The 25944-nt window shown below is 57.1% G+C and carries 20 protein-coding genes, 1 tRNA gene, 9 pseudogenes and 1 riboswitch; of the genes and pseudogenes, 19 read left to right on the forward strand and 11 right to left on the reverse strand.

What is annotated here, in order from left to right; translation table 11 throughout:
* On the reverse strand, positions 1 to 199 hold a 199-nt coding region (locus JCM25354_RS21425), incomplete at its 3' end, for a hypothetical protein (RefSeq protein ID WP_159103503.1).
* 287 nt (positions 200 to 486) lie between these two features.
* Positions 487 to 1098 carry a DUF721 domain-containing protein gene (locus JCM25354_RS13195; protein ID WP_243444068.1) on the reverse strand — a complete coding sequence of 204 codons (612 nt, stop codon included), beginning with the start codon at positions 1096 to 1098 and terminating at the stop codon, positions 487 to 489.
* Between the two features lie 9 nt (positions 1099 to 1107).
* Here JCM25354_RS13195 and JCM25354_RS19020 point away from each other — a divergent pair.
* The 3 genes and pseudogenes from JCM25354_RS19020 to JCM25354_RS13210 all read left to right on the forward strand — a co-directional run bounded on the left by JCM25354_RS19020 (position 1108) and on the right by JCM25354_RS13210 (position 2788).
* Positions 1108 to 2168: pseudogene (locus tag JCM25354_RS19020) on the forward strand (A/G-specific adenine glycosylase).
* A gap of 18 nt (positions 2169 to 2186) precedes the next feature.
* A complete protein-coding gene (locus JCM25354_RS20335) occupies positions 2187 to 2543 on the forward strand; it encodes a hypothetical protein (RefSeq protein ID WP_025886352.1) in 357 nt (118 codons plus the stop codon).
* Positions 2540 to 2788 carry a hypothetical protein gene (locus tag JCM25354_RS13210; RefSeq protein ID WP_025886353.1) on the forward strand — a complete coding sequence of 83 codons (249 nt, stop codon included), beginning with the start codon at positions 2540 to 2542 and terminating at the stop codon, positions 2786 to 2788. The genes JCM25354_RS20335 and JCM25354_RS13210 overlap by 4 nt, the downstream gene beginning before the upstream one ends.
* Here the strand turns inward: JCM25354_RS13210 and JCM25354_RS22710 are convergent.
* Entirely contained in the window at positions 2783 to 3649 is an 867-nt protein-coding gene (locus JCM25354_RS22710) for a cryptochrome/photolyase family protein (RefSeq protein WP_243444069.1), read from the reverse strand. The two genes, JCM25354_RS13210 and JCM25354_RS22710, sit on opposite strands and share 6 nt — an antisense overlap.
* A gap of 158 nt (positions 3650 to 3807) precedes the next feature.
* A pseudogene (locus JCM25354_RS22715) lies at positions 3808 to 4245 on the reverse strand (deoxyribodipyrimidine photo-lyase); the annotation flags it as partial.
* Between the two features lie 226 nt (positions 4246 to 4471).
* Here JCM25354_RS22715 and JCM25354_RS13225 point away from each other — a divergent pair.
* The 8 genes and pseudogenes from JCM25354_RS13225 (at position 4472) to JCM25354_RS13260 (ending at position 13497) form a co-directional block, all read left to right on the forward strand.
* The gene (locus JCM25354_RS13225; RefSeq protein ID WP_025886355.1) at positions 4472 to 4666 is read left to right on the forward strand and encodes an entericidin; all 195 of its coding nucleotides are present in this window, start codon (positions 4472 to 4474) and stop codon (positions 4664 to 4666) included.
* Positions 4667 to 4860: 194 nt separating this feature from the next.
* Positions 4861 to 5008, forward strand: a riboswitch (FMN riboswitch).
* A gap of 63 nt (positions 5009 to 5071) precedes the next feature.
* Positions 5072 to 6171, forward strand: a pseudogene (gene ribD / locus JCM25354_RS19035) (bifunctional diaminohydroxyphosphoribosylaminopyrimidine deaminase/5-amino-6-(5-phosphoribosylamino)uracil reductase RibD).
* Positions 6171 to 6781 (forward strand): annotated as a pseudogene (locus tag JCM25354_RS19040) (riboflavin synthase). The pseudogenes ribD and JCM25354_RS19040 overlap by 1 nt, the downstream one beginning before the upstream one ends.
* Positions 6778 to 8067, forward strand: a complete 1290-nt coding sequence (locus tag JCM25354_RS13240) for a bifunctional 3,4-dihydroxy-2-butanone-4-phosphate synthase/GTP cyclohydrolase II (protein WP_035447866.1) — start codon at positions 6778 to 6780, stop codon at positions 8065 to 8067. The pseudogene JCM25354_RS19040 and the gene JCM25354_RS13240 overlap by 4 nt, the downstream one beginning before the upstream one ends.
* A gap of 10 nt (positions 8068 to 8077) precedes the next feature.
* Positions 8078 to 8550: pseudogene (gene ribH, locus JCM25354_RS19045) on the forward strand (6,7-dimethyl-8-ribityllumazine synthase).
* A gap of 115 nt (positions 8551 to 8665) precedes the next feature.
* Positions 8666 to 11257, forward strand: a pseudogene (locus JCM25354_RS19050) (MMPL family transporter).
* A gap of 110 nt (positions 11258 to 11367) precedes the next feature.
* Positions 11368 to 12825: a carbohydrate porin gene (locus tag JCM25354_RS13255; RefSeq protein WP_025886357.1), complete on the forward strand. Its 1458-nt coding sequence runs from the start codon at positions 11368 to 11370 to the stop codon at positions 12823 to 12825.
* 114 nt (positions 12826 to 12939) lie between these two features.
* Positions 12940 to 13497, forward strand: coding sequence for an AIM24 family protein (locus JCM25354_RS13260; protein ID WP_025886358.1), 558 nt, complete (start codon positions 12940 to 12942; stop codon positions 13495 to 13497).
* 7 nt (positions 13498 to 13504) lie between these two features.
* Here the strand turns inward: JCM25354_RS13260 and cysE are convergent, their stop codons facing one another.
* Entirely contained in the window at positions 13505 to 14305 is an 801-nt protein-coding gene (gene cysE / locus JCM25354_RS13265; RefSeq protein WP_025886359.1) for a serine O-acetyltransferase, read from the reverse strand.
* Positions 14302 to 15524, reverse strand: a pseudogene (locus JCM25354_RS19055) (UbiH/UbiF/VisC/COQ6 family ubiquinone biosynthesis hydroxylase). The gene cysE and the pseudogene JCM25354_RS19055 overlap by 4 nt, the downstream one beginning before the upstream one ends.
* A 169-nt stretch (positions 15525 to 15693) precedes the next feature.
* On the opposite strand from JCM25354_RS19055, the gene JCM25354_RS13275 reads away from it, so the two are divergent.
* The 3 genes and pseudogenes from JCM25354_RS13275 to JCM25354_RS13285 all read left to right on the forward strand — a co-directional run bounded on the left by JCM25354_RS13275 (position 15694) and on the right by JCM25354_RS13285 (position 17899).
* A complete protein-coding gene (locus JCM25354_RS13275) occupies positions 15694 to 16032 on the forward strand; it encodes a P-II family nitrogen regulator (RefSeq protein WP_025886360.1) in 339 nt (112 codons plus the stop codon).
* Positions 16029 to 17367, forward strand: a pseudogene (locus JCM25354_RS19060) (ammonium transporter). Before JCM25354_RS13275 ends, JCM25354_RS19060 begins: the two are co-directional and overlap by 4 nt.
* A 28-nt stretch (positions 17368 to 17395) precedes the next feature.
* Entirely contained in the window at positions 17396 to 17899 is a 504-nt protein-coding gene (locus JCM25354_RS13285; protein ID WP_035447868.1) for a hypothetical protein, read from the forward strand.
* 98 nt (positions 17900 to 17997) lie between these two features.
* On the opposite strand, the gene JCM25354_RS13290 is transcribed toward JCM25354_RS13285, so the two are convergent.
* Complete coding sequence (locus JCM25354_RS13290; RefSeq protein WP_025886362.1) at positions 17998 to 18978, reverse strand: sugar-binding transcriptional regulator; 981 nt, start codon at positions 18976 to 18978, stop codon at positions 17998 to 18000.
* Positions 18979 to 19112: 134 nt separating this feature from the next.
* On the opposite strand from JCM25354_RS13290, the gene JCM25354_RS13295 reads away from it, so the two are divergent.
* Complete coding sequence (locus JCM25354_RS13295) at positions 19113 to 19802, forward strand: transaldolase family protein (protein WP_051537414.1); 690 nt, start codon at positions 19113 to 19115, stop codon at positions 19800 to 19802.
* 57 nt (positions 19803 to 19859) lie between these two features.
* On the forward strand, positions 19860 to 20804 hold the full coding sequence (locus JCM25354_RS13300; RefSeq protein WP_035447871.1) for a carbohydrate kinase family protein: 945 nt from the start codon (positions 19860 to 19862) through the stop codon (positions 20802 to 20804).
* A 106-nt stretch (positions 20805 to 20910) separates the two neighbouring features.
* On the opposite strand, the gene JCM25354_RS19065 is transcribed toward JCM25354_RS13300, so the two are convergent.
* From JCM25354_RS19065 to JCM25354_RS13310, 3 genes are all read right to left on the reverse strand, one after another.
* A complete protein-coding gene (locus JCM25354_RS19065; protein ID WP_279379580.1) occupies positions 20911 to 21642 on the reverse strand; it encodes a nucleoside hydrolase in 732 nt (243 codons plus the stop codon).
* A complete protein-coding gene (locus tag JCM25354_RS23115) occupies positions 21623 to 22114 on the reverse strand; it encodes a nucleoside hydrolase (RefSeq protein ID WP_279379581.1) in 492 nt (163 codons plus the stop codon). The genes JCM25354_RS19065 and JCM25354_RS23115 overlap by 20 nt, the downstream gene beginning before the upstream one ends.
* Positions 22115 to 22358: 244 nt before the next feature.
* Positions 22359 to 22444, reverse strand: a tRNA-Tyr gene (locus JCM25354_RS13310).
* 95 nt (positions 22445 to 22539) lie between these two features.
* On the opposite strand from JCM25354_RS13310, the gene rlmB reads away from it, so the two are divergent.
* Positions 22540 to 23331 carry a 23S rRNA (guanosine(2251)-2'-O)-methyltransferase RlmB gene (gene rlmB, locus JCM25354_RS13315; RefSeq protein WP_025886365.1) on the forward strand — a complete coding sequence of 264 codons (792 nt, stop codon included), beginning with the start codon at positions 22540 to 22542 and terminating at the stop codon, positions 23329 to 23331.
* A gap of 102 nt (positions 23332 to 23433) precedes the next feature.
* A pseudogene (locus JCM25354_RS23785) lies at positions 23434 to 24430 on the forward strand (zinc-binding alcohol dehydrogenase family protein).
* A 16-nt stretch (positions 24431 to 24446) separates the two neighbouring features.
* On the opposite strand, the gene JCM25354_RS13325 reads toward JCM25354_RS23785, so the two are convergent.
* Positions 24447 to 25274, reverse strand: coding sequence for a sulfotransferase family protein (locus JCM25354_RS13325; protein ID WP_025886366.1), 828 nt, complete (start codon positions 25272 to 25274; stop codon positions 24447 to 24449).
* Positions 25275 to 25535: 261 nt separating this feature from the next.
* Between JCM25354_RS13325 and JCM25354_RS13330 the strand changes: the two genes are divergently transcribed.
* Positions 25536 to 25931, forward strand: a complete 396-nt coding sequence (locus JCM25354_RS13330) for a DUF3597 domain-containing protein (protein ID WP_025886367.1) — start codon at positions 25536 to 25538, stop codon at positions 25929 to 25931.
* Positions 25932 to 25944: the final 13 nt, after the last annotated feature.

Consider the following 25944-nt stretch of genomic DNA (forward strand, 5'->3'; position numbering starts at 1 on the left):
CATCCGCCGCCGCCCCAATGAGGACCACCCCAGCCGGGACCTCCTCCATGCCATCCTCTGCCAGGCCCTCCGCCTGGGAATCCGCCGCCAGGTCCTCTGCCAGGCCCTCCGCCCGGAAAGCCGCCTCCGGGTCCTCTGCCGGGGCCACCTCCCGGAAAGCCACCGCCTCTGAAACCACCTTCGCCAGGGCCTCCATCATGAAATCCACCCCCTGGTCCGCCTCCACCAGGGCCTCCCCTTTGGGCATGGGCAGCAAGTGGCAGGAGCAGCGGGAGGGTCAGAAGTCCTGCCTTAACCCTTTGTGATCGATTCATGGACTGGGTCTTTCCTTCCAGGGAAAGCGGTGAAAATCCGTTTTCTCTTTCATGCATATCGTATCGTGAAAGGGCGGAATAAAGACGAAAGCGTAACTGCGCGATGTCGTTTCGTGACAAAGGGTCGACTTGTCAGGAACAGGGCAGAAAATGGTCTTTCAGCGCCCTGTCGCTATCTGGGTTTTCGTCGGATATATCCGCCCAACCGGGCGAGTACGGCCTGCAGTTCACCCTCCTTCATATCTGGTACCGTGACTGGCAGAGGGGCCGGCCGTGCTGCAGGCGTCACAGGGCGCAGGATCGAAGGATCCTGGAGGATCCTGATTTTTTTTACCAGAATCGACCCGTCATCAAAACGCAGATTGCGTCCACTTCGCAACGGGCCGCAATGAGCGTTGATCCGTTCGATCAGCTGCGGTGCCAGATGCTGAAGTTCAAGCGCGACAGGGCCGGTACAGGCAATTGTCAGAGTGCCGACACTCAGGCGTCTGGGCTCTGTCTGGGCGGCGAGAGCGGGTCCCACGATCTCCGGCCAGTCGAGTATCAGCCTTACAGCCGGAGCAGCCCGTTTTGCGAAAGCCGGTTTCGTGACATGCGGCAGAATTGACCCCAGAGCGCGTGGCGACCAGCTGCGACGCTCCGGCACGGGAGATTTATCGTTATTCGGTGCGGTGTGCTGTGACCGGGGCGGGTTGGTCGTGTGCATCTTGTCTTGTCGGGGTCGGTTCTTACCGGCGCCTTTTTCGATATTCCGGCTCTTGTCCAATGAGGGATCTCGCTTCATATCGCCCGGGTGACTCCTTCTGCTTCTGCTCTTCTCGATTGGTACGCGCATCAGAGACGCGTATTGCCCTGGCGTGCCCTCCCCGGTCAGGTAGCTGATCCTTACGCCGTATGGCTGAGTGAGATCATGTTGCAGCAGACAACGGTCACGACGGTTATGCCTTACTATGAGCGTTTTCTGAAGTGCTATCCGACCGTTCAGGTTCTTGCAGCAGCCCCGCAACAGGAGGTGCTGGCATTATGGGCCGGGCTTGGCTATTACAGCCGCGCGCGTAATCTGCATGCCTGTGCGCAAAAGCTGGCCCAGTTAGGCGGTTTTCCCTCCGACGTTGAGGGGCTACAGGCTCTGCCTGGCATCGGGGCCTATACGGCCCGTGCCATTGCAGCGATCGCATTCGGGGTGCCTGTTGTCCCGGTGGACGGGAATGTTGAACGGATTACTTCCCGGCTTCATGCCATTGAAGAGCCTCTGCCCGCTGCAAGACGTCAGCTTGATCGTCTGGCAACCCTCCTGAATGATGATCCTCAGGCCCGTGAGGCCCCCAGTGATTTTGCCCAGGCATTGTTCGATCTCGGGGCCGGACTTTGTACGCCGCGTCGTCCTTCCTGTCTGATGTGTCCCTGGCGTGCCACGTGCAAGGCCTATGCCACAGGAGCTCCGCAACGATTCCCGGTTCGGCGCCGCGCAAGACAAAGCCGGAACGATATGGTGTCGTCTTTGTGACCAGCGACAGACAGGGGGCAATCTGGTTGCGTCAACGTCCTGAAAAGGGATTACTTGGTGGCATGACCGAGTTGCCCGGTTCCGCCTGGCTGGATAGCGCTCTCTCCCTGCCCGAGATGCTGCAAGAGGCTCCGGTAGAGGCAGCCTGGAAAGAGGCTGGACAGATTCGTCATGTTTTTACACATTTCACATTGCAGTTGAGAGTTATGGTGGCGCGACTGGCGGATTTCGCTGCGTTGCACAATCAGCCCGGTTTTGCCTGTCCGCCTGAGCGCGTGGCACATCAGGCCCTGCCCAGTGTCATGCAGAAATGCCTCACCCTCGCAGGCGTGGCATCAGTCGATTGAAGAGAAAGACCCGCTTTCATGCTTTATGGTTCTACCCGTTTCTGGCTTCTTGATTTCTTTGGGCATGTCGTCGATCATGACCCGCTGCGCGACTGTCTGTTCTCGATCACGCCGTCACCGGGACGTTACCCGGGTCTCTTCTTTTTTGCTGACAATGTCTCGCTCGCCGAGTTTCCCGTCACCTTGCGCAAGGTAGTCTCGTTACCGATGCCGATTCCTCAATTGCTGGCAAAGCGATTGCCGAACGGACTAGTCACCTTGCAACGTATGGACGGGACCAGCCGCTTTCTCAGAAGTATCGAGAATGAAGGCTGGATTTTCAGGCAACTGAGGCCAAGGACTGGGAAAATTTCTTCATCCTCTCAGAGCCCATGATACACAGCTACGCCATTCTCAGTCAGGAAACAGTCAGCCGTGTTACGGACGAGGCAGGAGAGACGCTTGAACCCCTCCGTCTGATACAGGGTCATAATGCCCAGATCGGCGAGCACGTTTTTTCTCTTGCAACCAATCTGCCTGCATTGGAGGCGGTAGCGATACTTGCATCGGGTGACACGGTGCCTCTCACGCTATCCACACATAACGGCGACCTGCTGAAGCTTACCGTTACGCGTCTATGACGCGCGGGTCTTGCGGTAGGCAGCCATGGCGCGGTCGCGTCCTTCATTGAGCGAGACGACCGGTTTCGGATAGGTCTTGCCAAGCGTGACTGCCGCTTTTTCCAGAACAGCTGATTCTGCTTCCCAGGGAGCTGCAAGGGCCTCATCCGGCAGGCGCGCTAGCTCGGGTACCCATCTGCGGATATAGTCGCCTTTTGGGTCGAATTTTTCGGTCTGACGGAGGGGATTGAAGATGCGGAAGAACGGAGAGGCTTCTATCCCTGTTCCTGCTACCCACTGCCAGTTGACCGCATTCGACGCCGGATCAGCATCAATCAAGGTATCCCAGAACCAGGCTTCGCCCTGACGCCAGTCAATGAGCAGGTGTTTTGCAAGGAAGGAGGCAACAATCATACGCGCTCTGTTATGCATCCACCCGGTTTCCCAGAGCTGGCGCATACCGGCATCGATAACAGGAATACCTGTCTGACCTTTCTGCCATGCGATTAGGTCTTTTCTGCTTCGCCGCCAGCCAAGCGCGTCGAACTGGGTCTTGAGATTTCTGTCTGGCAGATGTGGATTATGAAAGAGCGTATACCAGGAGAAATCCCGCCACCCCAGCTCTGAGAGATAAATCTCCCGGTCTGTCTTGGCTCCCTTGTCAGCGCAGATGTGCCAGACCTGACGTGGTGAGATGACGCCCAGACGCAGATAAGGGGAAAGTCGTGAACTGTCTTCTGCCGCCATGTCATTGCGACCGGTTTCGTAGTGATCAAGCGGGCCGGAAGCAAAATCATGGGCGATTTCCTGCGCAGCCTGCTCGCCGAACTCCCAGTATTCACCCATTTTACCCGCCCAGTCGGGATGGCCGGGCAGGAGCATTTTTTCTGGATCTGCAGGAGAAATGCTTTTTTATCCTTCCTGGATGTTCCGTTCAGAAAATTCCAGTCTGAAAACTCTGGTTTTTTGGGTGCTGCAATGGGCAGTGGCGGTGTGCCGAGTGCCTTGAAGGCTTTCCACCAGGCTGTGAAGATCTTGTAGGGTGATCCCGTTTTGGTTGTGACTGTCTCAGGTGGGCGCAGCACAGTGCCATGGAAGCGACGCATTTCGCGTCCCGATTGTTCCAGAGTTCTGGCAATGGCTTCGTCCTGATCCCGCGCTTCCCGCTGATAACGATGATGGCAATAGAGCTTTCTGGCGCCACTTTGCTCCATCAGTTGGGGAATGAGTTCTGCCGGATCCCCTTCCAGAAAGAGGCAGTCTCCGCCCTGATCTTTCAGGCTCTTTCTGAATGCCACAAGGGTCTCGTGCAGAAACCATTTCAGAGCGCTGCCCATGGGGCGTGTCGTGTTGGAACTGTCGAGGATATACACGCACAGACAGGTTTCACCGGCCTCTACGGCAGCATTCAGGGCTGGATGATCTGCAAGACGGAGATCGTCCCGAAACCAGAGGAGTGCAGGGGGTGTTCGTGTCATGCAGATCCTGAAAACATGAAGGTCAGCGGAAAGAGGCAAGGAGAAAGCGCGGGGAGAAAGAAGAGGTTCAATGCAAAAATGAGGCTCTTCCTGGGGCGCCGGGACGTAGGTTTTTGGTGCTGCCAGAGAGGCATGTCACGACAGGAGCATCTCTTTTGTAACACAGAGAACCGTCTCGCTATCGGGACGTTAACTGGCCCCACACATTTTACTAGGGAAATGTTCCATGACTAAGATTTCCTTTTTCCGCGCAAGTGCTTTCGCTGTTCTCCTTGCACTTCCGGCTGTCAGCCTGACCGCATGTAATACGGTTGATGGTGCGGGACGCGATGTCAGCTCTATTGGACATAATGTGAGCAATGGTGCGAGTGCCACTCAGGGCGCCATCCATAATTCCGTTCCACAGGCTGCGACGCGCTGATTCGCTGCATTGCGGAAATAGTGCATTGAAAAAGGCGGAGCTTGGCTCCGCCTTTTTCAATGGCAGTTCATTTTGCATAGTTTGACCACAGCCATGCTGATCGTGGTGCAGCCTTACCTGCCTCCCTCTCTTGCAAATTGGTTGAAAGACAGCACATAGTGTCTCTCCGGTCACGACAGGCCGGTGTTTGTTAACGACGTTCTCGGGGCGGGGTGTAATTCCCCACCGGCGGTAGGTGCTTCAGCACAAGCCCGCGAGCGCTTTCGGCTTGTTGTCGAAAGGTCAGCAGATCCGGTCAGAATCCGGAGCCGACGGTCATAGTCCGGATGATAGAGAACAGAAAATACGCTCCTGATGGCCAGCCATTTCGAGCGTAACGGATGTTCACGCCCGGGGACCGTCCTGATGGGATGGGACCATATTATCGTGCCGGGAGTTTTCTCCTCCAGATCTGACAGGGAAAGCGGCGTTTTCTCCCAGTCCGTCATCGAGACCGTTCGTCTGGGCTTTGATGCGGCACTGACAGAAGCCTCGCGCTATCTCGGCGCTACATCTCCCAATCCTGCTGTCGGCTGTACCTGCTCGATCGTGAGGGAGCCATACTCGTGACAGCAGCGCATCATCGTACGGGTGCACGCCATGCCGAGGCACTGGCCCTGTATCGTGCCAGAGAACTGGGCGTGATTGACAGGGTTGCAACAGCACTTGTGACGCTGGAGCCCTGCAATCATGTGGGTCGCACACCGCCCTGCAGCGAAGCCTTGCGTGACAGTCCTGTCAGCACGGTCTGGGTTGGAATGCGCGACCCTAACCCTGTGGCAGGAGGGGGTATTGCCCGTCTTCGTCAGATGCCCGAGGGGCGTGATGTCATTCTTCTTGAGGAATGCCCGGCCCTGGCCGAAACGCATCGTGCCTGCCAGGCATTGCTGGCCCCGTTTGCGACACGCATTATCAGGCAGCGCCCCTGGATAACCGTCAAACAGGCCTGCGACGGGAAGGGATCGATGATTCCTCCTGAGGGGAAGACAACTTTCACCAGTCAGAATTCGCTCGAAATTGCCCATCGGTTGAGACGCGCAAGTGATGCAATTATCACCGGAATCGGCACGGTACTTGCCGATCGTCCGCGATTTACCGTTCGGCATGTCGTCGATCATGAAGATCGTGCCCCCCGGCTGGTTGTTGTCTGCGATCGGCAGAACCGTGTGCCGGATTCCTGGCGCGAAATGATGATTGGTAGCGGTTACCGGGTGATCGTCTCACATGATCTGACAGAGATCCCTGGCATGCTGGGTGATCATGGCGTGAACTGGGCCATGGTCGAGGCTGGTCCGGTGTTGCTGGCAGAGATTGATCGTCTCGGACTCTGGGATGACTGGCTGACAATCAGGGCGTCTCATGAGGGGCCGGACCGATGTTCGGTGCGCGCTCATTCTCCTTCTCCCCTGCGTTTCATACTTGCTGAAGGGATCAATCCCCTTCCTGCTGACAAGGCTGCCTTCTGATGTTTTCCGGCATTATCGAACATATCGGCCGTATCAAGACCGTCGAACCTCGCGATCAGGCCATTCTGCTTCAGGTCGAGACAGGGCTTGCGGATATGGATCTGGGTGAGAGCATTGCTGTTAACGGGGTGTGTCTGACTGTTGCTACCTATGATTCTACCGGGCTCGCGGATTTCTTTGTCAGTGCTGAGACCTTGTCGCGTACGGCGCTTGGTCGCCTGAAAGAGGGGGTGAGAGTCAATCTCGAGCGGGCCAGCACGCCAGCGACCCGGCTTTCCGGCCATATCGTGCAAGGCCATGTTGATGGTCTGGCGACTCTGGTTTCCGTAAACGCTGTTGGTGAGTCGCATCATATTGTCTTTCGTCTTCCTGCTGCCCTGCGTGGCTATGTGGTGGAAAAAGGCTCAATCGCGCTTGATGGCATCAGCCTGACGGTCAATGAGGTGAGCGATATTACCGATGGCGCCTTTACCATCGCCCTGATGATCATTCCCCACACTTGGATCATACCGGCCTGTCCGAAATCGTGCCGGGCACGAGTGCCAATGTCGAGGTTGATGTTCTGGCCAAATATGTCGAAAGCCTGCTGAAATACGGAGTGCGCTCATGAGCACGGTGCCGTTTGACTCGCTCATGCGCGCCGTTACGGCCCTGCGAGAAGGACGTATGGTCATGATGGTCGATGATGAGGGAAGGGAAAACGAGGGTGATCTGGTGATCGCCGCGCAGTTCGCCACGCCTGAGGCCATCAACTTCATGGCAACTCATGCAAAAGGGCTGATCTGCCTGCCACTCGAAGCCGAACAGATTGATCGTCTCGATCTGCCCATGATGCCGCGTCGAGGGCATGATCCACGGGGAACGGCCTTTACTGTCTCCATAGAAGCCACGACGGGGATTACGACCGGTATTTCAGCAGCCGATCGTGCGCGTACGATACAGCTCGCAGCTCACCCTGACGCGCGCCCGGAGGATATCAGCACGCCGGGTCATATTTTCCCGTTACGTGCCCATCCGGAGGGAACGATTGCCCGTGACGGTCATACAGAGGGGGCGATTGACCTTGCCCGTCTGGCCGGGCTGCACCCGGCAGCGGTAATCTGCGAAATGATGAGTCGTGATGGCACAATGGCACGCCTGCCCGAATTGCAGGACTTCGCTTCCCGCCATGACATGCCGGTCATCAGTATCGAGGAAATTGCAGCCTGGTGCCGAGTACAGGGTCGTGAAGCTCTGGATGAGGTTGTCGTCCCCAGCCCTGTTCCGCCTGCTGTCCAGCGTATTGCCGAAGCAGCTCTGCCGAGCGTCTATGGTGGGCATGATCTGCGTATTCATGCCTTTCGTGCACCGGACGGTATTGAGCACGTGGCTTTGGTCAAGGGGGACCTCTCCCAGAGTGTGCCTCTGGTCCGCCTGCATTCGGAGTGCGTGACCGGTGACGCGCTGGGTTCCTTGCGCTGCGATTGCGGTCCGCAGCTTCGCGAGGCACTGGAGCGTATCGCCGAAGTACAATCCGGCGTACTTGTCTATCTGCGTGGTCATGAGGGCAGGGGAATCGGTCTGGGCAACAAGATCAGGGCGTATGCGTTGCAGGATGATGGCAAGGATACACTCGATGCCAATCTCGAGCTCGGTCTTCCTGGTGATGCGCGCGACTGGGTGACGGGCGCTGCCATCCTGCAATTGCTCGGCATCGACACCCTGACCCTGCTGACAAACAATCCGAACAAGGTGTCCGGTCTTGAAGCCGCAGGACTGAAGGTGGTGAACCAGCAGCGTCTTGAAGCAGGTTCAAACCCTTTCAATCGTGCCTATCTGCATGCCAAGCGTACCCGGATGGGACATCAGCTGAGCGATGTCTGGCCCGAACTCATTGATACCATGGTAAGGAAATAAGGATTACCCCATGAGCAAGACCATTCCTGTCGCCCCTGATCTGACACTGGTGCCGACTCCAAAGCTCGCCATCCTGGTCAGCCGCTTCAATACCGATGTCACGCATGGTCTGCGTGATGGCGCGCTTGAATGGCTGGAAGAGCATAATATTCGTGACGTGGATGTCTTCGATGCTCCGGGTGCGTTCGAATTGCCCCTCATGGCGCAAGCCTGGCCAAGACCGGGACGTATGAAGGTATTATCTGCCTTGGTTGCGTCATCAAGGGTGATACCGCCCATTTCGAGTTTATCAGCCTTGGTGCCACGATCGGGATCATGCAGGCACAGCTGACAACCGAAACACCGATTTCTTTCGGGGTATTGACGACTTATACCGATGAACAGGCTCAGGCCCGCTCGCGCAAGGACGTGCATAACAAGGGGCGTGAGGCCTCAGCTGCCTGTGTGGAGACGCTTGCTTTTCTCCGTAATACCCGCAGTTGAGAATGACGTTACACAAGCGTTGCACGTGACGTTTCCCAATCGGGGAACAATGCTCTAAACCTGCCCGGACCGTGGCGTTTCGACGTCTCTCCGTGGCAGGGTTCATCGCATTCTTATGCTTGCAAATTTCATAGGCACGATCGTCTCGTTCTGCACAAGACGCGTCTGGATCGTTATTCTTCTTTTTGCGGTTCTGACGGCTGGCAGTCTGTATCTGACAGCGCAACGTCTTGGCGTGACAACCGATACTGGTGAGATGTTCGCGGCCAGTCTGCCCTGGAAACAGCGCAATGCGGAGCTGAGCCGGCTTTTCCCGCAAAATGACGATCTGATGGTTGCTATCATCAAGGCTGACATGCCTGAACAGGGACGGGCGACGGCACGTGAACTGGCCAGGATCCTTCGGGCCGACCACAAGAATTTCCGCACGGTCAGACTGCCGGATGATTCGCCGTTTCTGGAAAATCACGGTCTGCTCTATCTGGACAAGCCGGTTCTTGGCTCCTTGCTTGATTCCATCGTGCAGCACAGCCATTTCTCGGTACACTCTCAGCAGACCCTTCGGCACGCGGCATCTTTTCTGCCCTTGGACTGATGGGTGAGGGGCTATCAGCCGGTGAGGACATTCCGGAAAGCTTCACACCCGAACTCCAGGCTTTGCCGCAGCGCTTCATGATGCAGCACAGGGGCATCCGAAAGATCTTTCCTGGCAGAATCTTCTTGCAGGCCCCCTCGCGAATATGGCCGGCAACTATCAATATGTCATAACCCAGCCCCACCAGGATTTCGGATCGTTACAGCCCGGTGGTGTGGCGAGCGATGCAATGCGTAGGGCCATTGACAGCCTGCCTTTCATCAAGAGCGGTAATGCCGTTGCCATGATTACGGGGCCCGTACAGCTGAGTGATGAGGAGTTTTCGACCGTAGCGCATGGCATGGGGCTCGGACTGGTAACCTCGCTTGTGCTGGTTGCCTGCTGGCTGGTTCTGGCTGTGCGCTCGGTGCGGGTCATCGTGCCCATACTCATCACGCTGATAATCGGATTGCTTCTGACCACCGGTTTTGCGGCCATAGCCGTTGGCAAGCTCAATCTGATTTCCGTTGCTTTTGCTGTGCTTTTTGTCGGAATTGCTGTCGATTTCGCAATCCAGTTCTCGGTACGCTTTCGCGGCCAGCGCCTGATGTTGGGAGGTGTCATGTCACCTGCCGATGCTCTGGCCGAAACAGGGCGAGAAACCGGTCATCAGATTCTGGTGGCGTCTCTTGCCACGGCCGCAGGTTTTCTGGCTTTCGTGCCGACCAATTTCGTTGGGGTCGCCCAGCTGGGACTCATTGCCGGTATCGGCATGATCATCGCCTTTCTCTGCACCATGACACTGCTTCCGGCCCTGCTCTGCCTGTTCCGTGCGCGTCTCAGTCGTGGTGAGCCGGGCTTCAGAAAGCTCGCCGGGGTTGATCGCCTGTTGCGTCACCACCGTAAACCCGTTCTGGCCTTTTTTGCCGTACTGGCGGTCATCGGCGGCGTGCTGATCCCTCAGCTGAGTTTTGATGCAGATCCGTTGCATACGAAGAATCCTGACACAGAAGGGATGCGTGCACTTCATCTTCTGGAGCAGGATCCACGTGCCTCGCCTTATGACGGTGAGGTCATTGTGCCCAACCTCAGGATTGCGGCAGAACGCGTCAGGCAGTTTGATGCGTTGCCAAGTGTCTCTTCGGTGATGTGGCTTGGCATGTTTGTGCCGGAAAACCAGACAGAAAAACTGGCGATGATCAAGGATACGGCATCAATCCTGCTGCCGACCCTGGTAGGCCAGACAGTACAGCCTGCACCGGATGCGGATGAACTGCGTGCCGCCGCGGCTGCCGCGGCCAGCAAGCTCGGTGCCGTTCTTGACAAGACCGCGCCGACTTCGCCCCTGCGGGACATCCAGAAATCTCTTGCCATTCTCGCCAAGCGCCGGATGCACAGATCATCGCGGCCAACACCGCCCTGACACGCTTTCTTCCCGAGCAGCTTTCACAGCTGGTAGATGTACTCCAGCCGACAGCTGTGACCATTGAGAGTATCCCACAGGATATTGCGCGCGATTACGTTCTGCCTGATGGCCGTGCACTTCTGAAAATTCTTCCCAAAGGACGCATGTCAGACAACAAGGTGCTGTATCGCTTCCTGAACGATCTGCTTTCAGTGGATAAAAATACGGCTGGTACGGCACTCGAAGTGGTCGCAAGCGCGCATACAATGGTTCATGCCTTTTCTACGGCGGCTGTTTCTGCGCTGGTCATGATTGCGATCATCCTTTTTGTGGCATTGCGTCGCCTGCTGGATGTGTTGCTTGTTCTGGCACCGCTGCTTCTTTCGGCTTTGCTCACGGTTATTCTGATTGTGGTAGTGCCGGAGACACTGAATTTCGCAAATATTATCGCCTTGCCTCTGCTGTTGGGGGTAGGCGTGTCATTCAATATTTACTTCGTCATGAACTGGCGTGCCGGGATCAAGAGTCCGCTGACATCGCCTACAGCACGCGCTGTCCTGTTCTCGGCGCTTACAACGGGCACGGCTTTCGGTTCGCTGGCAGCATCGCAGCATCCTGGTACGGCAAGTATGGGCCGATTGCTGCTGATGTCTCTGGCCTGTACGCTTTTGGCCACTCTGACCTTCATTCCGGCGCTCCTGCCCAAGCGCAGGATCGATGACGAATAGATGTCTCCCTTTTTTCATGCATGGCGGAATTGACCAGAAAGAGGGATGGTCAAGGGAGCTTTTCTGATAATAGAGAAAAGAGCCTGAAATTTTCGCGAGCCCCGTCTATCGTGCTGAGTCAGTTTTATCGCTGGAGTCTTGCTGCTGCATGCCTTGCAGGACTCACCATGCCACTACCTGCATGGGCAGACTCGAATGACGAAGACGAGACGGGGGCCGAACCAAGCTATCAGATCAATGATCCGTTTCCTGATCGTCCGTTGCAGCCCACAAGTGTGCCGGATTTCGGCCAGCCCAAGGCCATCTTTTATAATCCCTATGGTCTGACCGACTGGCTGCGTCGTCACGGGATCGGTGTTCTTCTGGATAACACCAATGAATATGCGGCTGCTGTTACCAAACCGACCAGAGATGTCGGAGATTATCGGCAGGGTTCGAGCAATGCGGGACAATATGCTCTCTCGCTCAATATGGACTGGGAACGCATCGCTCATATCAAAGGTTTTGCTACCCATATGGTGGTAACCGGACGTTATGGAACGCCGTCCAATCGTATGTTCGGCGACTGGCTGAACCATTCTTCTGAAATCTATGGCGGTGGTGGCAATGTGGTGGTGCATCTCGTCATGGCTTATGGCGAAGAGACGCTTTACGGTGGCAGACTCTCCATTGCGGCGGGACGTATGGCCGAGCTCTCCGATTTTGTGGCGAGTCCCTTGTTCTGTACCTTTCAGATCAACGCTATTTGCGGTCGCCCCCGTGCCGCGGCTGATACCGGTTTTGCCTCGACCTTTCCGGCCGGCGTCTGGGGGATGCGTGTCCGAGGGAGACCCCTGTCCCAGTCCTATATCCAGCTTGGTCTTTATCTGACCGAAGAGGGTATGTTTTCCTATTCGATGAACAGGACCGGTTTCAAATTCAACAGTGCCTATATCAATGGTGTCCGTCTGCCGCTTGAACTGGGGTGGGAACCGAAGCTGAAAGGCCATCTTCCCGGCCACTATAAGATTGGCGCCGCTCTTACGACTGCACCGCTTTCGGACATTCACGAGGACCAATACGGTCAGCCTTACGTTCTTACTGGCATGACCCAGCGGCAGCATCGTGCCAGTTACAATACCTGGGTACTGATGGATCAGAAATTCATGACCTATCGGCACGATGCAGAGGGCAAGGACACGGATTCAGGTCTGACGGCTCTCTGGGGGTTTCTCTATAATGACAAACGCGTTGCCCTGCGCCACTGGCAGGTCTACGGCGGTCTCATAAGCCGGGGTACCTGGGTTTCACGTCCCGAAGACACGATTGCACTGGCCTTCAGCTATACGGCTATTTCCCCGGGGGTGCAGCGCACAGAGGAATTGCTTCGTGCCAGAGGCGGGGTGCTGCCTTATCGGGCAACCGGTATCCAGAGGCACGCAATTGTCATGGAAGCCAATTATGGCTGGCATGCTTTGCGTGGTGTGTTGATGCAACCCATGGTCGAGCTTTTCATCAGGCCAAACGGACAGGGAAACCTGAAGGACGCGGTACTTCTGGGCTTCAAGAGCCACGTGGAATTTCTCTGATCTGATTGTTCCTGACCCGTACATCCAGGAAAATAAGGATTGTCAGTTTGACGATGTGCGGCTCTGTATGATCATGCCATTTCCTGTGTCTGAGTATTGGAAGAGGAGCATGGAATGGACGTACAGATTGACGGGTCGCTTTTTCCGGTGCTGCGGATCGCTCTTCAACCCGGGGAGCGTTTGGTAGCCGAAACGGGCGAACTCTCCTGGAAGAGTCCGAATGTTACCCTGACTACCAGTACGGCTGGTGCCGGGAACAGCGGTTTTCTCGGCTCGATTTCGCGTATGGTCGCGGGAGGCGGTCTGTTCATGACCGAGTACCGCGCAGAGGGCGCCCCGGGTATTGTCGCTTTCGCTGCCAAGATTCCGGGACATATCACCGGACATCAGCTCGATGGATCCCGCGCCTATCTCGTCCATCGTCACGGTTTTATAGCTGGTACCGAAGGTGTGCGTCTTGATCTTGCCTTTCAGCGCAAGCTGGGAGCAGGCCTGTTTGGCGGCGACGGCCTGTTTCTCGCGCGGCTGACAGGGCCCGGACGCATCTGGCTCCAGACGCTGACCCTCTCAAACCTTGCAGGGGCTCTTGGCCCCTATCTGGGTGCCACAGAGGCAAAGGGGGCGGTGGAAGGAACGCTGCTCGGCTCTCTCGTGCGCAAGGCTTTCGATTAAGGCTACCCTAGATCACATAATCCACCGGAGGCAGGCGCTGGTCCATACCAAGGGCTGGCATGCTGGTATGACGTGTGCCGATGCGGCGAGCCGGGTTTCCAACGACAGTGGTATAGGGGTGCACGTTTTCCAGCACCACCGAACCGGCGCCGATCTTGGCCCCTTCGCCGAGTTCGATATTGCCGAGAACGATGGCCCCGGCCCCGACCAGAACGCCGCGGCGTACCTTGGGATGACGGTTGCCTGTTTCCTTGCCGGTGCCGCCCAGTGTTACGCCCTGAAGCAGCGAGACATCATCCTCGATAATGCAGGTTTCACCAATGATGATCCCGGCCCCATGATCGAAAACGAGTCGTCGACCCATCTGTGCGGCGGGATGGATGTCGAGGCCGAAGCGTTCGCTGACCAGACTCTGGATATGGCGTGCCAGATGCTGACGGTCATGCTGCCAGAGCCAGTGCGCGATCCGATAGGCCTGGATCGCGTGATAGCCCTTGAAGAACAGGAAAGGGGTGACGTAATCGGGGCAGGCGGCATCGCGTTCGAAAACCGCGATCATATCCTCGGCGGCTGCCTCGGCAATTTCGGGATTTGCGACCAGAGCCGAGGTTACCAAAGCAGAAAGGACAGGGGCCGAAAGTGCCCGGTCGGCCAGTTTGGTGCCCAGAAGAGCGGCAAGCGCGCCCTGGAAGTTTCGATGATCACTGATGCCGGTCGCGAATACCCCCTGGATCAGAACGTCGCAGCATACATCGCTCTGTTTCAGCATTTCCTGCCAGATAGCGTCGAGATCGGGTTTCCTGCTCATAGTCCCATAGCCTTTTTCACGAAGGCGCGCCGCAGATTTGGCAGGCGGCTCATGGCGCCAAGGCCCAGATCACGCCCGAAGCGCAGGACCGGATTATCATTGCCGAAAAGACGTTCGAGCCCGTCACATGCGGCCATCATGGCCATGTTTGAGGGGCGAACGCGCCTCTGGTAGCGCATCAGAAGATCAGGACTGCCAAGATCGCCCCCCTTTGCAAAACGCTCTTCAAGCACGGCTGTCAGGGCGATGACATCCTTGAATCCGGCATTCAGTCCCTGACCGGCGATCGGGTGTAATCCATGAGCAGAATCGCCCGCGAGAGCGAGGCGGGGAGCCGTGTAGCGCTGCGCATATTGGGCCGAGAGCGGATAGATCCAGCGACGACCAACCGGTACGGCATTCCCGACATCGTCACCAAGGCGCTGCATGATGGCCCTGGCGAAACCATTCTGGTCGAGGGCGTAGAAACGTTCCGCGCGTTTTGTGGCCTCTGCCCAGACAATTGCGGAACGATAGGGGTGCTCGTCATTGCCTGGCAAAGGCAGGCGGGCAAAAGGTCCCTGCGGCAGAAAATGTTCAAGAGCCCGGTCTTCATGCGGCCTCTCATGGTGGATGATACTGATGAGCCCGCACTGGTTATAGGGCAGGCGTGTGACCATGATGCCTGCCTGCTGACGCAGAGGCTCTGGCGGCCTTCGGCAGCAATGACCAGGGCAGCGCGATAGCGTACGCCCGAACCAAGGGTGATTGCGACATGGTCCGGCTCGAAAACAAAGCTGCCCGTTTCAGGCGCGGCGACCTCGAGCGCGCCTTCATGCGCGGTCAGGGCCTGATTCAGGGCGGCGCGCAGCAGCCGCGCCTCGATCATCCAGCCAAAAGGGATGGCTCTGCCGTTCTCGACCGGAGCGTCATCAGGCGAGAAGCAGAGCCCGTGACGTGATGCGGGCTCACCGGGGCGGCCATCGCTGACCGTGATGCTGCGTATTGGCTGTGTCGGCCCCGTCAGGTGCGGCCATATTCCGGCAGCATCGAGCATGCGGCGTGACCCTTCGGTAATGGCATAGGCGCGTCCATCAAGGGAGGGATGTTCCATACCGGGCAGGGGGGCGCGGTCAATCAGCAGGATTCTGAGCCCCGAGGCTGCGAGACGACAGGCAAGAGTCGCTCCAACCGGGCCAGCGCCGTTGATGCAGATATCGATCTGTCGCATGGGGCTCATTTCTCCACAGTCTGAACAACCGTGGCTTTTTTAATGCAGTCGCACGAAATGGGAAATGGATCGTTCTGGGCTCTTGCCAATATCGTTATGAAACTGGCACGATTTGCGTTCATCACAATCAGCAGGACTGTTTGCAGAAACAGAGGCCTCTTGCGGCGCGGAGGATGTAATGAAGCTCATCACGGCGATTATCAAGCCGTTCAAACTGGACGATGTTCGCGAAGCGCTCACCCCATTGGGGGTGCAAGGCCTAACGGTCACCGAAATCAAGGGTTTCGGTCGTCAGAAGGGGCAGACGGAAATTTATCGAGGGGCGGAATACCAGGTCAGTTTTCTGCCCAAGGTCAAGATCGAGATTGCCGTAACCGAGGCTATCGTTGACGAAGTGGTCGATGCGATCCTGAACGCCGCCCGCACCGGAAAAATCGGTGATGGCAAAATCTTTGTTTCGCCGCTCGACAGCGTCATTCGCATTCGTACCGGTGAGACGGGAGAAACCGCCATATGAGCCGCATCTTCAAGGCGATTGTTCCCTTTTCCCTCGCTCTCCTGCCGCTGCCTGCGTTCGCGGCGCCTGCCGCTATTGATACCGGTGACACCTCCTGGATGCTGGTCAGCACGGCGCTTGTGCTGCTGATGACCATTCCCGGTGTCGGCCTGTTTTATGCCGGTATGGTACGCAAGAAGAACGTGCTGGCCACGCTCATCCAGTCTTTTGCCATCTGTTGTATTGCAAGCATTGTCTGGCTGGTGGTGGGGTACAGTCTTGCTTTCGGTACAGGTACGCCCTGGATCGGTGACATGTCCCGCTTCATGCTGAATGGCGTGGCCGAGCATATCAGCAAGGGTGCTGATCAGGCTTTCACCATGGGGGCCAGTTCGGCCAATCCCGTGGCGATGACCATTCCTGAAAGCGTGTGGGTCATGTTCCAGATGACCTTTGCCATTATCACACCAGCTGATCGCGGGCAGTTTTGCTGAACGCATGAAATTCTCGGCGCTGTGTGTGTTCACGGTTCTCTGGTCTCTGGTTGTCTATGCCCCGGTCGCACACTGGGTCTGGAGCCCGCTGGGCTGGGTGGCCGGTATCGGCGCCGTGGATTTTGCCGGTGGTACGGTTGTACATATCAATTCTGGTGTTGCGGGCCTTGTTGCGGCCCTGGTACTCGGCAAGCGCCGGGGCTACGGCCATGACGATATGTCGCCCTATAATCTGACCTATGCGATTATTGGTGCGTCGCTGCTCTGGGTAGGCTGGTTCGGCTTCAATGCCGGTTCTGCCGGGGGGGCCAACGGCCGTGCCGGCATGGCGATGCTGACCACGCAGATTGCCACAGCCGGCGGTGCCATGGCGTGGATGGCCGCAGAATGGATTCATTCCCGCAAGCCTACGGCTCTTGGTATCATTTCAGGTGCTGTGGCCGGTCTGGTGGCTATCACCCCGGCTGCCGGTTTTGTTCTGCCCGGCCCGGCACTGATTATCGGTCTGGTAGCCGGTGTGGTCTGCTTCTGGGCGTCTGCCATTCTCAAGCCACGCCTTGGCTATGACGACAGTCTTGATGCTTTTGGCGTTCATGGGACAGGTGGTATTGTAGGGGCGCTGCTGACAGGCGTGTTTGCCTATGGCCCGCTCTCGGCAACCGATGCAAACCCTGCCGGTGTGGTAGGGTCTTTCGGTCAGTTTATCCGTCAGGCCGAGGCTGTCGGAGTAACTATTGTCTGGTGCGTGATCTTTACCTTCATCATCCTGAAAGCCATTGATCTGACAATTGGTCTGCGTGTGACGCGTGATGAGGAACTTGAAGGTCTGGACATGGTTCTTCATGGCGAGCGGATCAACTGATCCGCATTGACTTGTGAGGAAAATGTCGATGGCACTGAAATTTTCGCATGGCCATGCGCTTCTGGCCGGTCTCATGCTCGGAGGCGCGGCGTTCGCCAGCTCACCGGCTCTGGCGCTCACCGCAAAGGAATGTCATGCGAAATTTCAGGCTGCACAGAAGGCAGGTACGCTGAACGGTCAGTCCTACAAGGATTTCAAGGCGGCTCAGTGCGGTGAGGTTTCGGCCCAGGCTGCGCAACAGAACATGCCTCCTGCCGAGAAAGAAGCCGCAGCTGACAGGAAAGTAACCACCGATGCCCCTGCAGCCCCTGGTGCGGGTATTGCTTCAAAGCCCAGCACGGTTGCTTCTGGCAATGTGGTGTTTCCGGGATCTGTGTCGGCGCAATATGCCAAGCTGTCTGCTGGCAAGGCACGCATGAAAACCTGCCTTGACCAGTATCATGCCAATCAGCAGACAGGGGGAAATGGCTCTCTGAAATGGATACAGAAAGGCGGTGGCTATTACTCGCAGTGTAACGCTAAGCTGAAGTAAAAGCTTTTTCTGTTCTTTTCTCTTATATTTTTTTCGAAGCGCCGCTCCTTCATGGCAAGGGCGGCGTTTTCTTTTGCAGTGCAATTACAGCCATGCTCTCAGGGTGTGTCTGCCGTCAGATCGAGCAGAGCGTGTGCAGCACCTTCATCTGTAATAAGGGTGTGGCACCCCAGTCGTTTTATGGCGGCCAGAATGGCCGGGGCTCGGGCTCGCCCGCCGGATGCCAGAACCAGCTGGCGTGTTTCAGCCAGCACAGAGAGCGCAACAGACATGATTCTCCTGTTCAGGGGGTGGTCGACTTCGGTACCCCTCCCATCCAGAGCGTGACACATCACGTCACAGACCGCGCCTTGTGCGACAAGCGCTGTATAGTCGAGCGAGGAAATGAGATTGCGTGACAACGATGTGGCGGTCTCGCCAATATCACCTACACTGAGTACTGCCATGTCGAGCGATGTTGCCATGCGATCGAGCCGGTCAAGTCCACAGGCCTTACGCAGGACATTCGCCGTCTCAGGAGAGTCGACAAGAAGTGGTGCCGGATAAAGAAAACATTCCGCACCCATGCGGCTGGCCAGTTGCCAGGCGTAATCAGTCGTATTCTCACGCCCTGTTTCGATCATGCCGCCAAGGAGCGAAATGACGCGCGTATCCGGCAGGCGCGCAGGGCGAAAGCTGGACAGAGACGCATTGAGTGTTCTGCCCCAGCCGACACCTATGGTCATGCCGTCTTGCATTGTTTCAGAAAGAAAGCGCCCAAGAGCGGTGCCGACAGAGTGATTGGCCTCTTCCTGGCTCCGGGTATCAGGAACGACAATGGCTTCAGCCAGTCCGAGACGGTTCTCAAGATCGGCCGCGAGGCCTGGTGACTCATCGGAATCAGTGGCGATCCATATCTGTACCTCGCCACGATGCAGTACCTCTTCAAGCAGGCGGATAACGGTGGTGCGTGCCAGACCCAGTGTGTCGGCAATCTCTTTCTGGGTCATCTTGCGGTCGTAGTACATCCAGGCCACGCGCAGGCGTACTGAACGATCTGATGTTACGTTCCTGCCTGATACACGCTTCACTCGTGTCATGATGGTCTTCCTGGATCTGTCATTTGCGTCACGCAAGCTGGTGACGCAGATGTGTTTGTCTATACCAACATATGTCCTGACAATAAGACAAAAGTCGGCCATCTATGCTGGCCAGATGATGTCAGGAGGATGACATGGTTCACAGAGCCGCACCGGGCGAACGCCAGGGTCTGAGATTGTTTCTTGATACAGCCGATCGGGCTGCGTTTGCCCGCTGGCTTCCAACCGGATTGTTTCATGGTGTCACAACCAATCCGACCATTCTTGATCGTGCCGGGCTGCATAGTCGCCTCGATGATCTGACGCCGCTTGTAAGTGAGATACTGGCCTATCCTGTGCACGAGGTGCAGGCTCAGTGCTGGGGTACAGAAACCGAGGCGTTGATTGAAACCGGCCTGGCCCTGTCTGCTCTTGACCCGCGTCTCGTGGTCAAGGTGCCAATTACCGAGAATGGCATAAGAGCAGTCGCCGCTTTGCATGCGCGTGGCGTGCGCACGACGCTGACAGCGGTCTATGTCGCTCATCAGGCCCTGACCGCTGCGGCAGCCGGTGCTGATTATGTTGCACCCTATTTTGGACGTATCGGTGACAGCGGGCGCGATGCGCTGGCGGTTATTACCGAAATGCGGGCCATTCTGGCTGCAAGCGGTACATCGACACGCCTGCTGGTTGCCAGTCTTCGTCACGCCGAGGATATGGCACGTCTGGCTTCTCTGGGCTGTGATACCTTCACTTTCAGCCCGGCAGTCGCAGAGCAGCTCTTTTCTGATCCACAGACGACTGAAGCCTCTGCCGTCTTCGAAGCCACGGCAGCGGGTGTCTGAAGTCAACGTTTTGCGCCGGTATGAATGACTCGCCTGTATGGGGTGGAAAAAACAGCCATGACAGACTCTGTTCTCTGCCTTGGTGAGGCAGTGATCGACTTTATTCCCGTCCAGGCCGAAGGAGGCGGGGCGTATCGCCCCTGTCTGGGCGGCTCGTCCTATAATGTGGCCCGTGCACTGGGCAGGCTGGGTGTTCCAACCGAGTATGGTTGTGCCGTCTCAAACGATCTGTTTGGCGACCAGTTTGTCGCCGGTCTTACAGAGAGCCGGGTAGGCCAGCGTTTTCTGCAAAGGCTGAACGCGCCCTCGACACTGGGTTTTGTCAGTCTCGATCAGGCCGAGCCTGCCTATGCATTCTACGATGAAGGCGCAGCCGATCGTATTGTTGAAACAATACCCTCCGATCAAGCGCTCGCCGGAGTGGGTACGCTGCATTTCGGCTCGATTGCGCTGATACGTGAGCCAACGGCCTCGGCTTATGAACGGCTTTTTCTGCGCGAGACCGGCGGATCGCGTCTGGTAAGTTTTGATCCGAATATCCGTGCTTCTCTGGTGCGTGACGAGGTCGGATATCGTGCGCGTATCGACAGGCTGCTGCGGGCTGCCGATATCATCAAGATAAGTGGTGCGGATCTCGACTGGCTTTTCCCCGGTCTGGCTCACGGGGATGCTGCGACATTATGGCTTCAGCACCGAGCCAGAGTAGTAGTGATTACCCATGGCAAGGACGGTGTAAGCGGCTGGAGTCGTGTCTCACACGCCCATGCCGATGCCATCCCGACCCAAGTGGTCGATACGGTAGGGGCGGGAGACAGTTTCATGGCCGGGCTTCTTGCCGGGCTGCATGAAAACGGTCTTCTCACACCCGAAGCGCTGGGACACCCCTCACACAAAGCCTTGCATGATGCCCTTGCCTTTGGTCAGAAGGTTGCCAGCACGACCTGCGCGAGACGAGGGGCAGATTCTCCGTGGAGATCGGAAATTGTCGGACAGTTTTCGTAGATAGTATGGACATCTGCCCGAGAAATACGTTCCCGCATCTCAGGTTCTGAAATACCAGTCGTGGCGCTGCCAAATCTGGCTGCGCCACAGTTTCTGTAGAAAGCATTCAGGGGAGAGGTCTGCCGCTCAGGGGCTTTTGCGGGGCGGCAACGAGGCGGTCCATCAGATCTTCAAAGCGGGGAATATCGATTCTCTGTACGACGATCGTCCGGCCTTCTCCCAGACCGGGCTGGTAACCGGGTGACCAGGACAGAATGTCGCCGTAGGACGCGTTAAACTGCGTGTTCACATCGACATAGAGATCGGCTTTCCGGGTGATCAGGCTGGGGTCAAGCCAGACAGCCGCTGCAATTTCGTCCCAGAGCGGAAAACCGGCTTCCCTTGTCTTGAGCGAGCGGGCAACCGGCGTGTCGGAACGGGAGAGACGCTTGAGAAGCGCGGGCGTCAGCTCGGTATCTGTCGATGGATCGACAGGAATCATGGTGATTTTTGCCCAGGGTGCACGCAGGGCAATACTGGCCCCTTCAGGATCGAAGCGGATATTGAATTCACGGCGCGGCGCATTGAGGAATTCACGCGCGAACTGATGGGCAACTTCATCGGGGCGTGTCTGACGCGGGTTGAGGCTGCCTCCCATATAAACCAGCTCCTTGGCGAGCGAGGCAAATTCCGGATCGAGACGCTGGGCCAAGGCGAGATTGGTCAACGGACCGGTTGCGATGATCGAGACCTGATGCGGATAGCGGTGCACCATATCAATCATGAAATCGGCTGCACGTTCCGACTGTGCTTTGACAGTCGGATTGCCCTGCGGCAGATCAGGCACCACATCGCCCATGATAGGGCGGCAGTTTCTGCAGGGTGGGTTCCACCCAGTGCTTCATCCAGACACCTTTCCAGACGAGCTTGCCGTAAAGCGTTTCCCAGCGTTCCGTCTGGGCTTCTGTATTCACCAGAGGGAAACTGGCACCGGTATAGACCGGCAGGTCAGGACGCCCGGCGATCTCGACACCACGCAGGGCCATGGCAGTGGCTTCCTTCGCCCAGGCATCGCCGGTGACGGTCGTGACACCGAGAACCTGCACATCGGGCGCCTTGATCACCATCCATTGAGCAAGGGCAAAGCCGTCATCATCCAGAATGACCTTGCGCGGTTCGGCCCAAGCCGTCGCTACGGACAGCCCGAGACAGGAGATGCCGAGACACGCAGCGGCCAGGGAGCGCGAAAGCCTCCTGGCCGTGCGACCATGCCTGGAGGAAATTATCCGCTCTGAAAACTGCTGGCGGATCGAGTCAGAACGCATTGACATCACACTCCTGAAATTCATGGTCACGCTGCGAGGGGCGGGCGCAGTCCTACAGACTGCCCGGAACCTATTCAGGCACTACCAGATTCAAGACTGTGTAACGTGGAGCCTGCGGGAAGCAATGCATCTTCAGCTTACAAGGCAGGTCGGAAAATGAGATTGCCCTGTCGAGCCATTACGCATTCCATCAGCCTGTAGCACAGCAGGATAGCGCTCTTTATATTCATGATTCAGAAGGGAGGGGACCTGGTGGAGAGAGTTGGATTCGAACCAACGTAGGCGTACACCAGCGGATTTACAGTCCGCCCCCTTTAGCCACTCGGGCATCTCTCCAGGTCGGGACGGGAAATATGGCGGATCAGGATTGGTGTCAACGGGCATTCTTCATTTTTGTTGCATGACATGAGGGTTCCTCTAGAAGAACCTTCATGTCGAAACGCCCTTCACGCCCGTCTTCTCCCCGCTCCCCGTCAGGCCGTTCGGGCCGCTCTGCCGAGGGGCGCGCCGCAGCCAGCGGTTACTGGATGTATGGTCTGCATGCGGTTGAGGCCGCCCTGCGTAATCCGGATCGCCACCTGCACGAACTGCTCGTGACAAAAGAGGGGTTGTCGGCGCTCGAATCCAGACAGGCGCCAATACGGATTTCCCCCAATGTGGTGGAACGCCAGCGCCTTGATCTGCTCTGCGAGCGCGATGCCGTGCATCAGGGGGTATGCTTGCGTGTCGAACCCCTGACTCCGCCTTTTCTCGATGAGGTTCTTGAAGGCAGTGAGGGTCCGTTGCTGATTCTCGATCAGGTTACTGACCCGCGCAATATCGGGGCCATTCTGCGTTCTGCTGCGGCTTTCGGTGCCGCGGCACTCGTGGTTCAGGATCGCAACACGCCGCAGGAAAGCGGGGCGCTTGCAAAAGCGGCCTCCGGCGCACTCGATGTTGTGCCGGTTCTACGTGAGGTCAATCTGTCGCGTATCATTGCCCAGTTGCAGAATGCCGGTCTCTGGACCGTGGGTCTCGATGCCGGTGGCTCGGTTCTGAACGGGCCGAGCTATACAGGCCGTCGTGTAGCGCTGGTGCTGGGCGCCGAGGGTGCCGGGCTGCGTCGTCTGACACGTGAAAGCTGTGATGAAATCGCCAGTGTCTATATGCCCGGGGATATGGAAAGCCTTAATGTGTCCAATGCTGCAGCTGTAGCCCTTTATGAGCTCGTTCGTCCGGCCTGACTGAGGCCTATCTGTCGAATGGCGTTCTAAAACGCTGCTTCGTTCAAAACCGGTGTGTTAGGCTTCTCTCTTCGTCGAGCTTTCACGAAGAGGGAGATCCGCATGAAAGCGGTCGGTTACAAAGGGCAAGGCGCACCTGACATCCTGCAGGATCTAGAACTCCCCAATCCGTCGCCACCCCAAGGGCGCGACCTGCTTGTCCGGGTCAAGGCCGTGTCGATCAATCCGGTTGATACCAAGATCCGTCAGCGCGCCGGCGCGCTTGATGGAGACGAATGGCGTGTTCTGGGCTGGGACGCTGCCGGAACTGTCGAGGCGGTCGGGCCGGATGTCACCTTTTTCCGCCCGGGAGATCATGTTTTCTATGCAGGCGCGCTGATGCGTCAGGGGAGCAATGCCGAGTTGCAACTCGTTGAGGAAACGCTGGTCGGTCATATGCCCGCAGCTGGACTGGGGGCAGGCAGCCTCTTTGCCCTTGACTGCAGTAACCGCCTGGGAACTGCTGTTTGACCGTCTTGCAGTTGACCATCTGACGTCAGGAGCACTGCTTGTGGTGGGCGGTGCCGGAGGTGTGGGCTCAATCCTGACCCAGATTGCACGCAAACTGACTGGTCTGACCGTGATCGCCACAGCATCCCGTGCTGAAACGCGTGACTGGGTGCAGAAAATGGGCGCGCATCATGTGATCGATCATCGTGGTGACATGGTGGCGCAGATCAGGGCACTGGGTCTGGAAAATGTCACCCATATTGCATCCCTGACCGCAAGCGATCAGCATCAGGCGTGCTATGAGGAGATCCTGGCGCCTCAGGGGCATCTCAGTCTTATTGACGATCCTGCCCGGTTCGACATCATGGGTTTCAAGCGTAAAAGTGCTGTAATTTCATGGGAATTCATGTTTACGCGCTCGCTTTTTGCGACGTCTGATCGCGCGCGCCAGCATGAAATTCTCGAGCAGGTTTCCTCTCTGGTACAGTCCGGAGATCTCGTGCCCACAGAGCACAGACGCCTGCAGGGTCTGAGTGCTGCGACTGTTGTTGCACTGCATCGAGAAAGCGAAAGCGGCACGAGTATCGGCAAGACTGTTCTGGTATTCTGACACACACGGGCAGCCCTCAGGCAAGAATGCGTACGCCGTTTTCGGCTGCCTGAGGGGTACGCCAGAACATGCCGCCTGCAAGACGTTCCTGTACTGAAGGGGGCAGAATGCAGCGTCGTGCCTCGAATTCCACTTTGGGCCGCAGCCTGTGCAGGCCGGGCGTGGCCAGTGTCTGGTCAAAAGCTCCGTGATCGAGACTCTCGACATGATCGAGGTCATAGTCATGGGCAGGAAGGCCCAGTTCCCGGGTCAGTGCCGACAGTACGGCTTTTGGGTAGCGCGCAAGATAATCGTAATCGATCAGAATGAGCCGGTTGGCGAAAGGGCCATGAAAGGCCTCGATCAGCACACGCCATGCATAACCAAACACGCCATCTGGCGAAAGAAGGTGATCGAGCCTGTCATGCTGGGTGGCGCGTCTTCCGATTGGTACGAGATGTGATGACAGGATCGGGTCGCGTACGATCAGTCGTTCCAGGGAGTCCATGATCCAGATCGGATCCCGTACGCAACAGATTACCCTTGCTTTGGGAAAGATCGTGTCAATCAGCCCAAGCCGGGCGCACCAGTCCCGGTGCGTATCGATGATGATGCGTCGATCGGCGTCCGGGGCATAATAGCTGTCAAGAATCTGGCGGAGTACCCGATCACGACGGATGGCGTCGAAATCGCAGGCATATTCCCCTTCCGCCATAAGAGAGGAAACACGCAGGATCATGGGGGCGACGGGTGAGGTACGGCCCGAGGTGACAAGAGCCGGATTCTGCGAGAGCAAGGCGGAAAGAAGTGTCGAACCCGAACGGGGAAGGCCGGAAATGAAATGGACATCTGGGCTGGACGACATCGCGTGAGCTGATCCTCAAAAAAGGCGGAAAATTCCGCCTATCGGGGTTCGTGCCCCAGGGCAATGAGGCGTCCAGGCCTCAGGGGCGTGTCAGAAAAACCACTATGCAATACAAAACCTTCATCTCTTTGACGCGATAAGACATATTGCGGCGCAACTGATGCGCTGAAGCAACATGTCAATTTTCGTTACTGAACGAAATATTATCAAACCTGATCCCATGATCGGGATGTGCGCATTATTCGTCGAGGAGAACCAGATATGAGCATTTTCAGCACAATCATGACAAAGATTTTTGGTCATGCAGAAGCTGCACCTGCAAGCGGGTCAGCAGGCAGTGCGGCATCTGCCTCCAGTAAGGACGCGTCATCTTCCGCAACGCCTTCAGCCCCGAGTGCTCCTGTTGATGTCGATGCCGTATTGACCCGTCTCGCTTCTGAAAAGGGTCAGACCCTCAACTGGCGCACTTCCATTGTTGATCTGCTCAAGCTGCTCGATATGGACAGCTCGCTTGAGGCGCGCAAACATCTGGCCCAAGAACTTCATTACTCTGAAAGTACCGATGACAGCGCCGCCATGAATGTCTGGCTCATCCGTCAGGTTATGCAGAAGCTGTCGGAAAACGGCGGCAAGGTACCTGAAGACCTCCGTCACTGAGACTAAAGGGTGC

The organism is Asaia prunellae JCM 25354, assembly GCF_000613885.1.
In the GTDB taxonomy this organism is placed as follows: domain Bacteria; phylum Pseudomonadota; class Alphaproteobacteria; order Acetobacterales; family Acetobacteraceae; genus Asaia; species Asaia prunellae.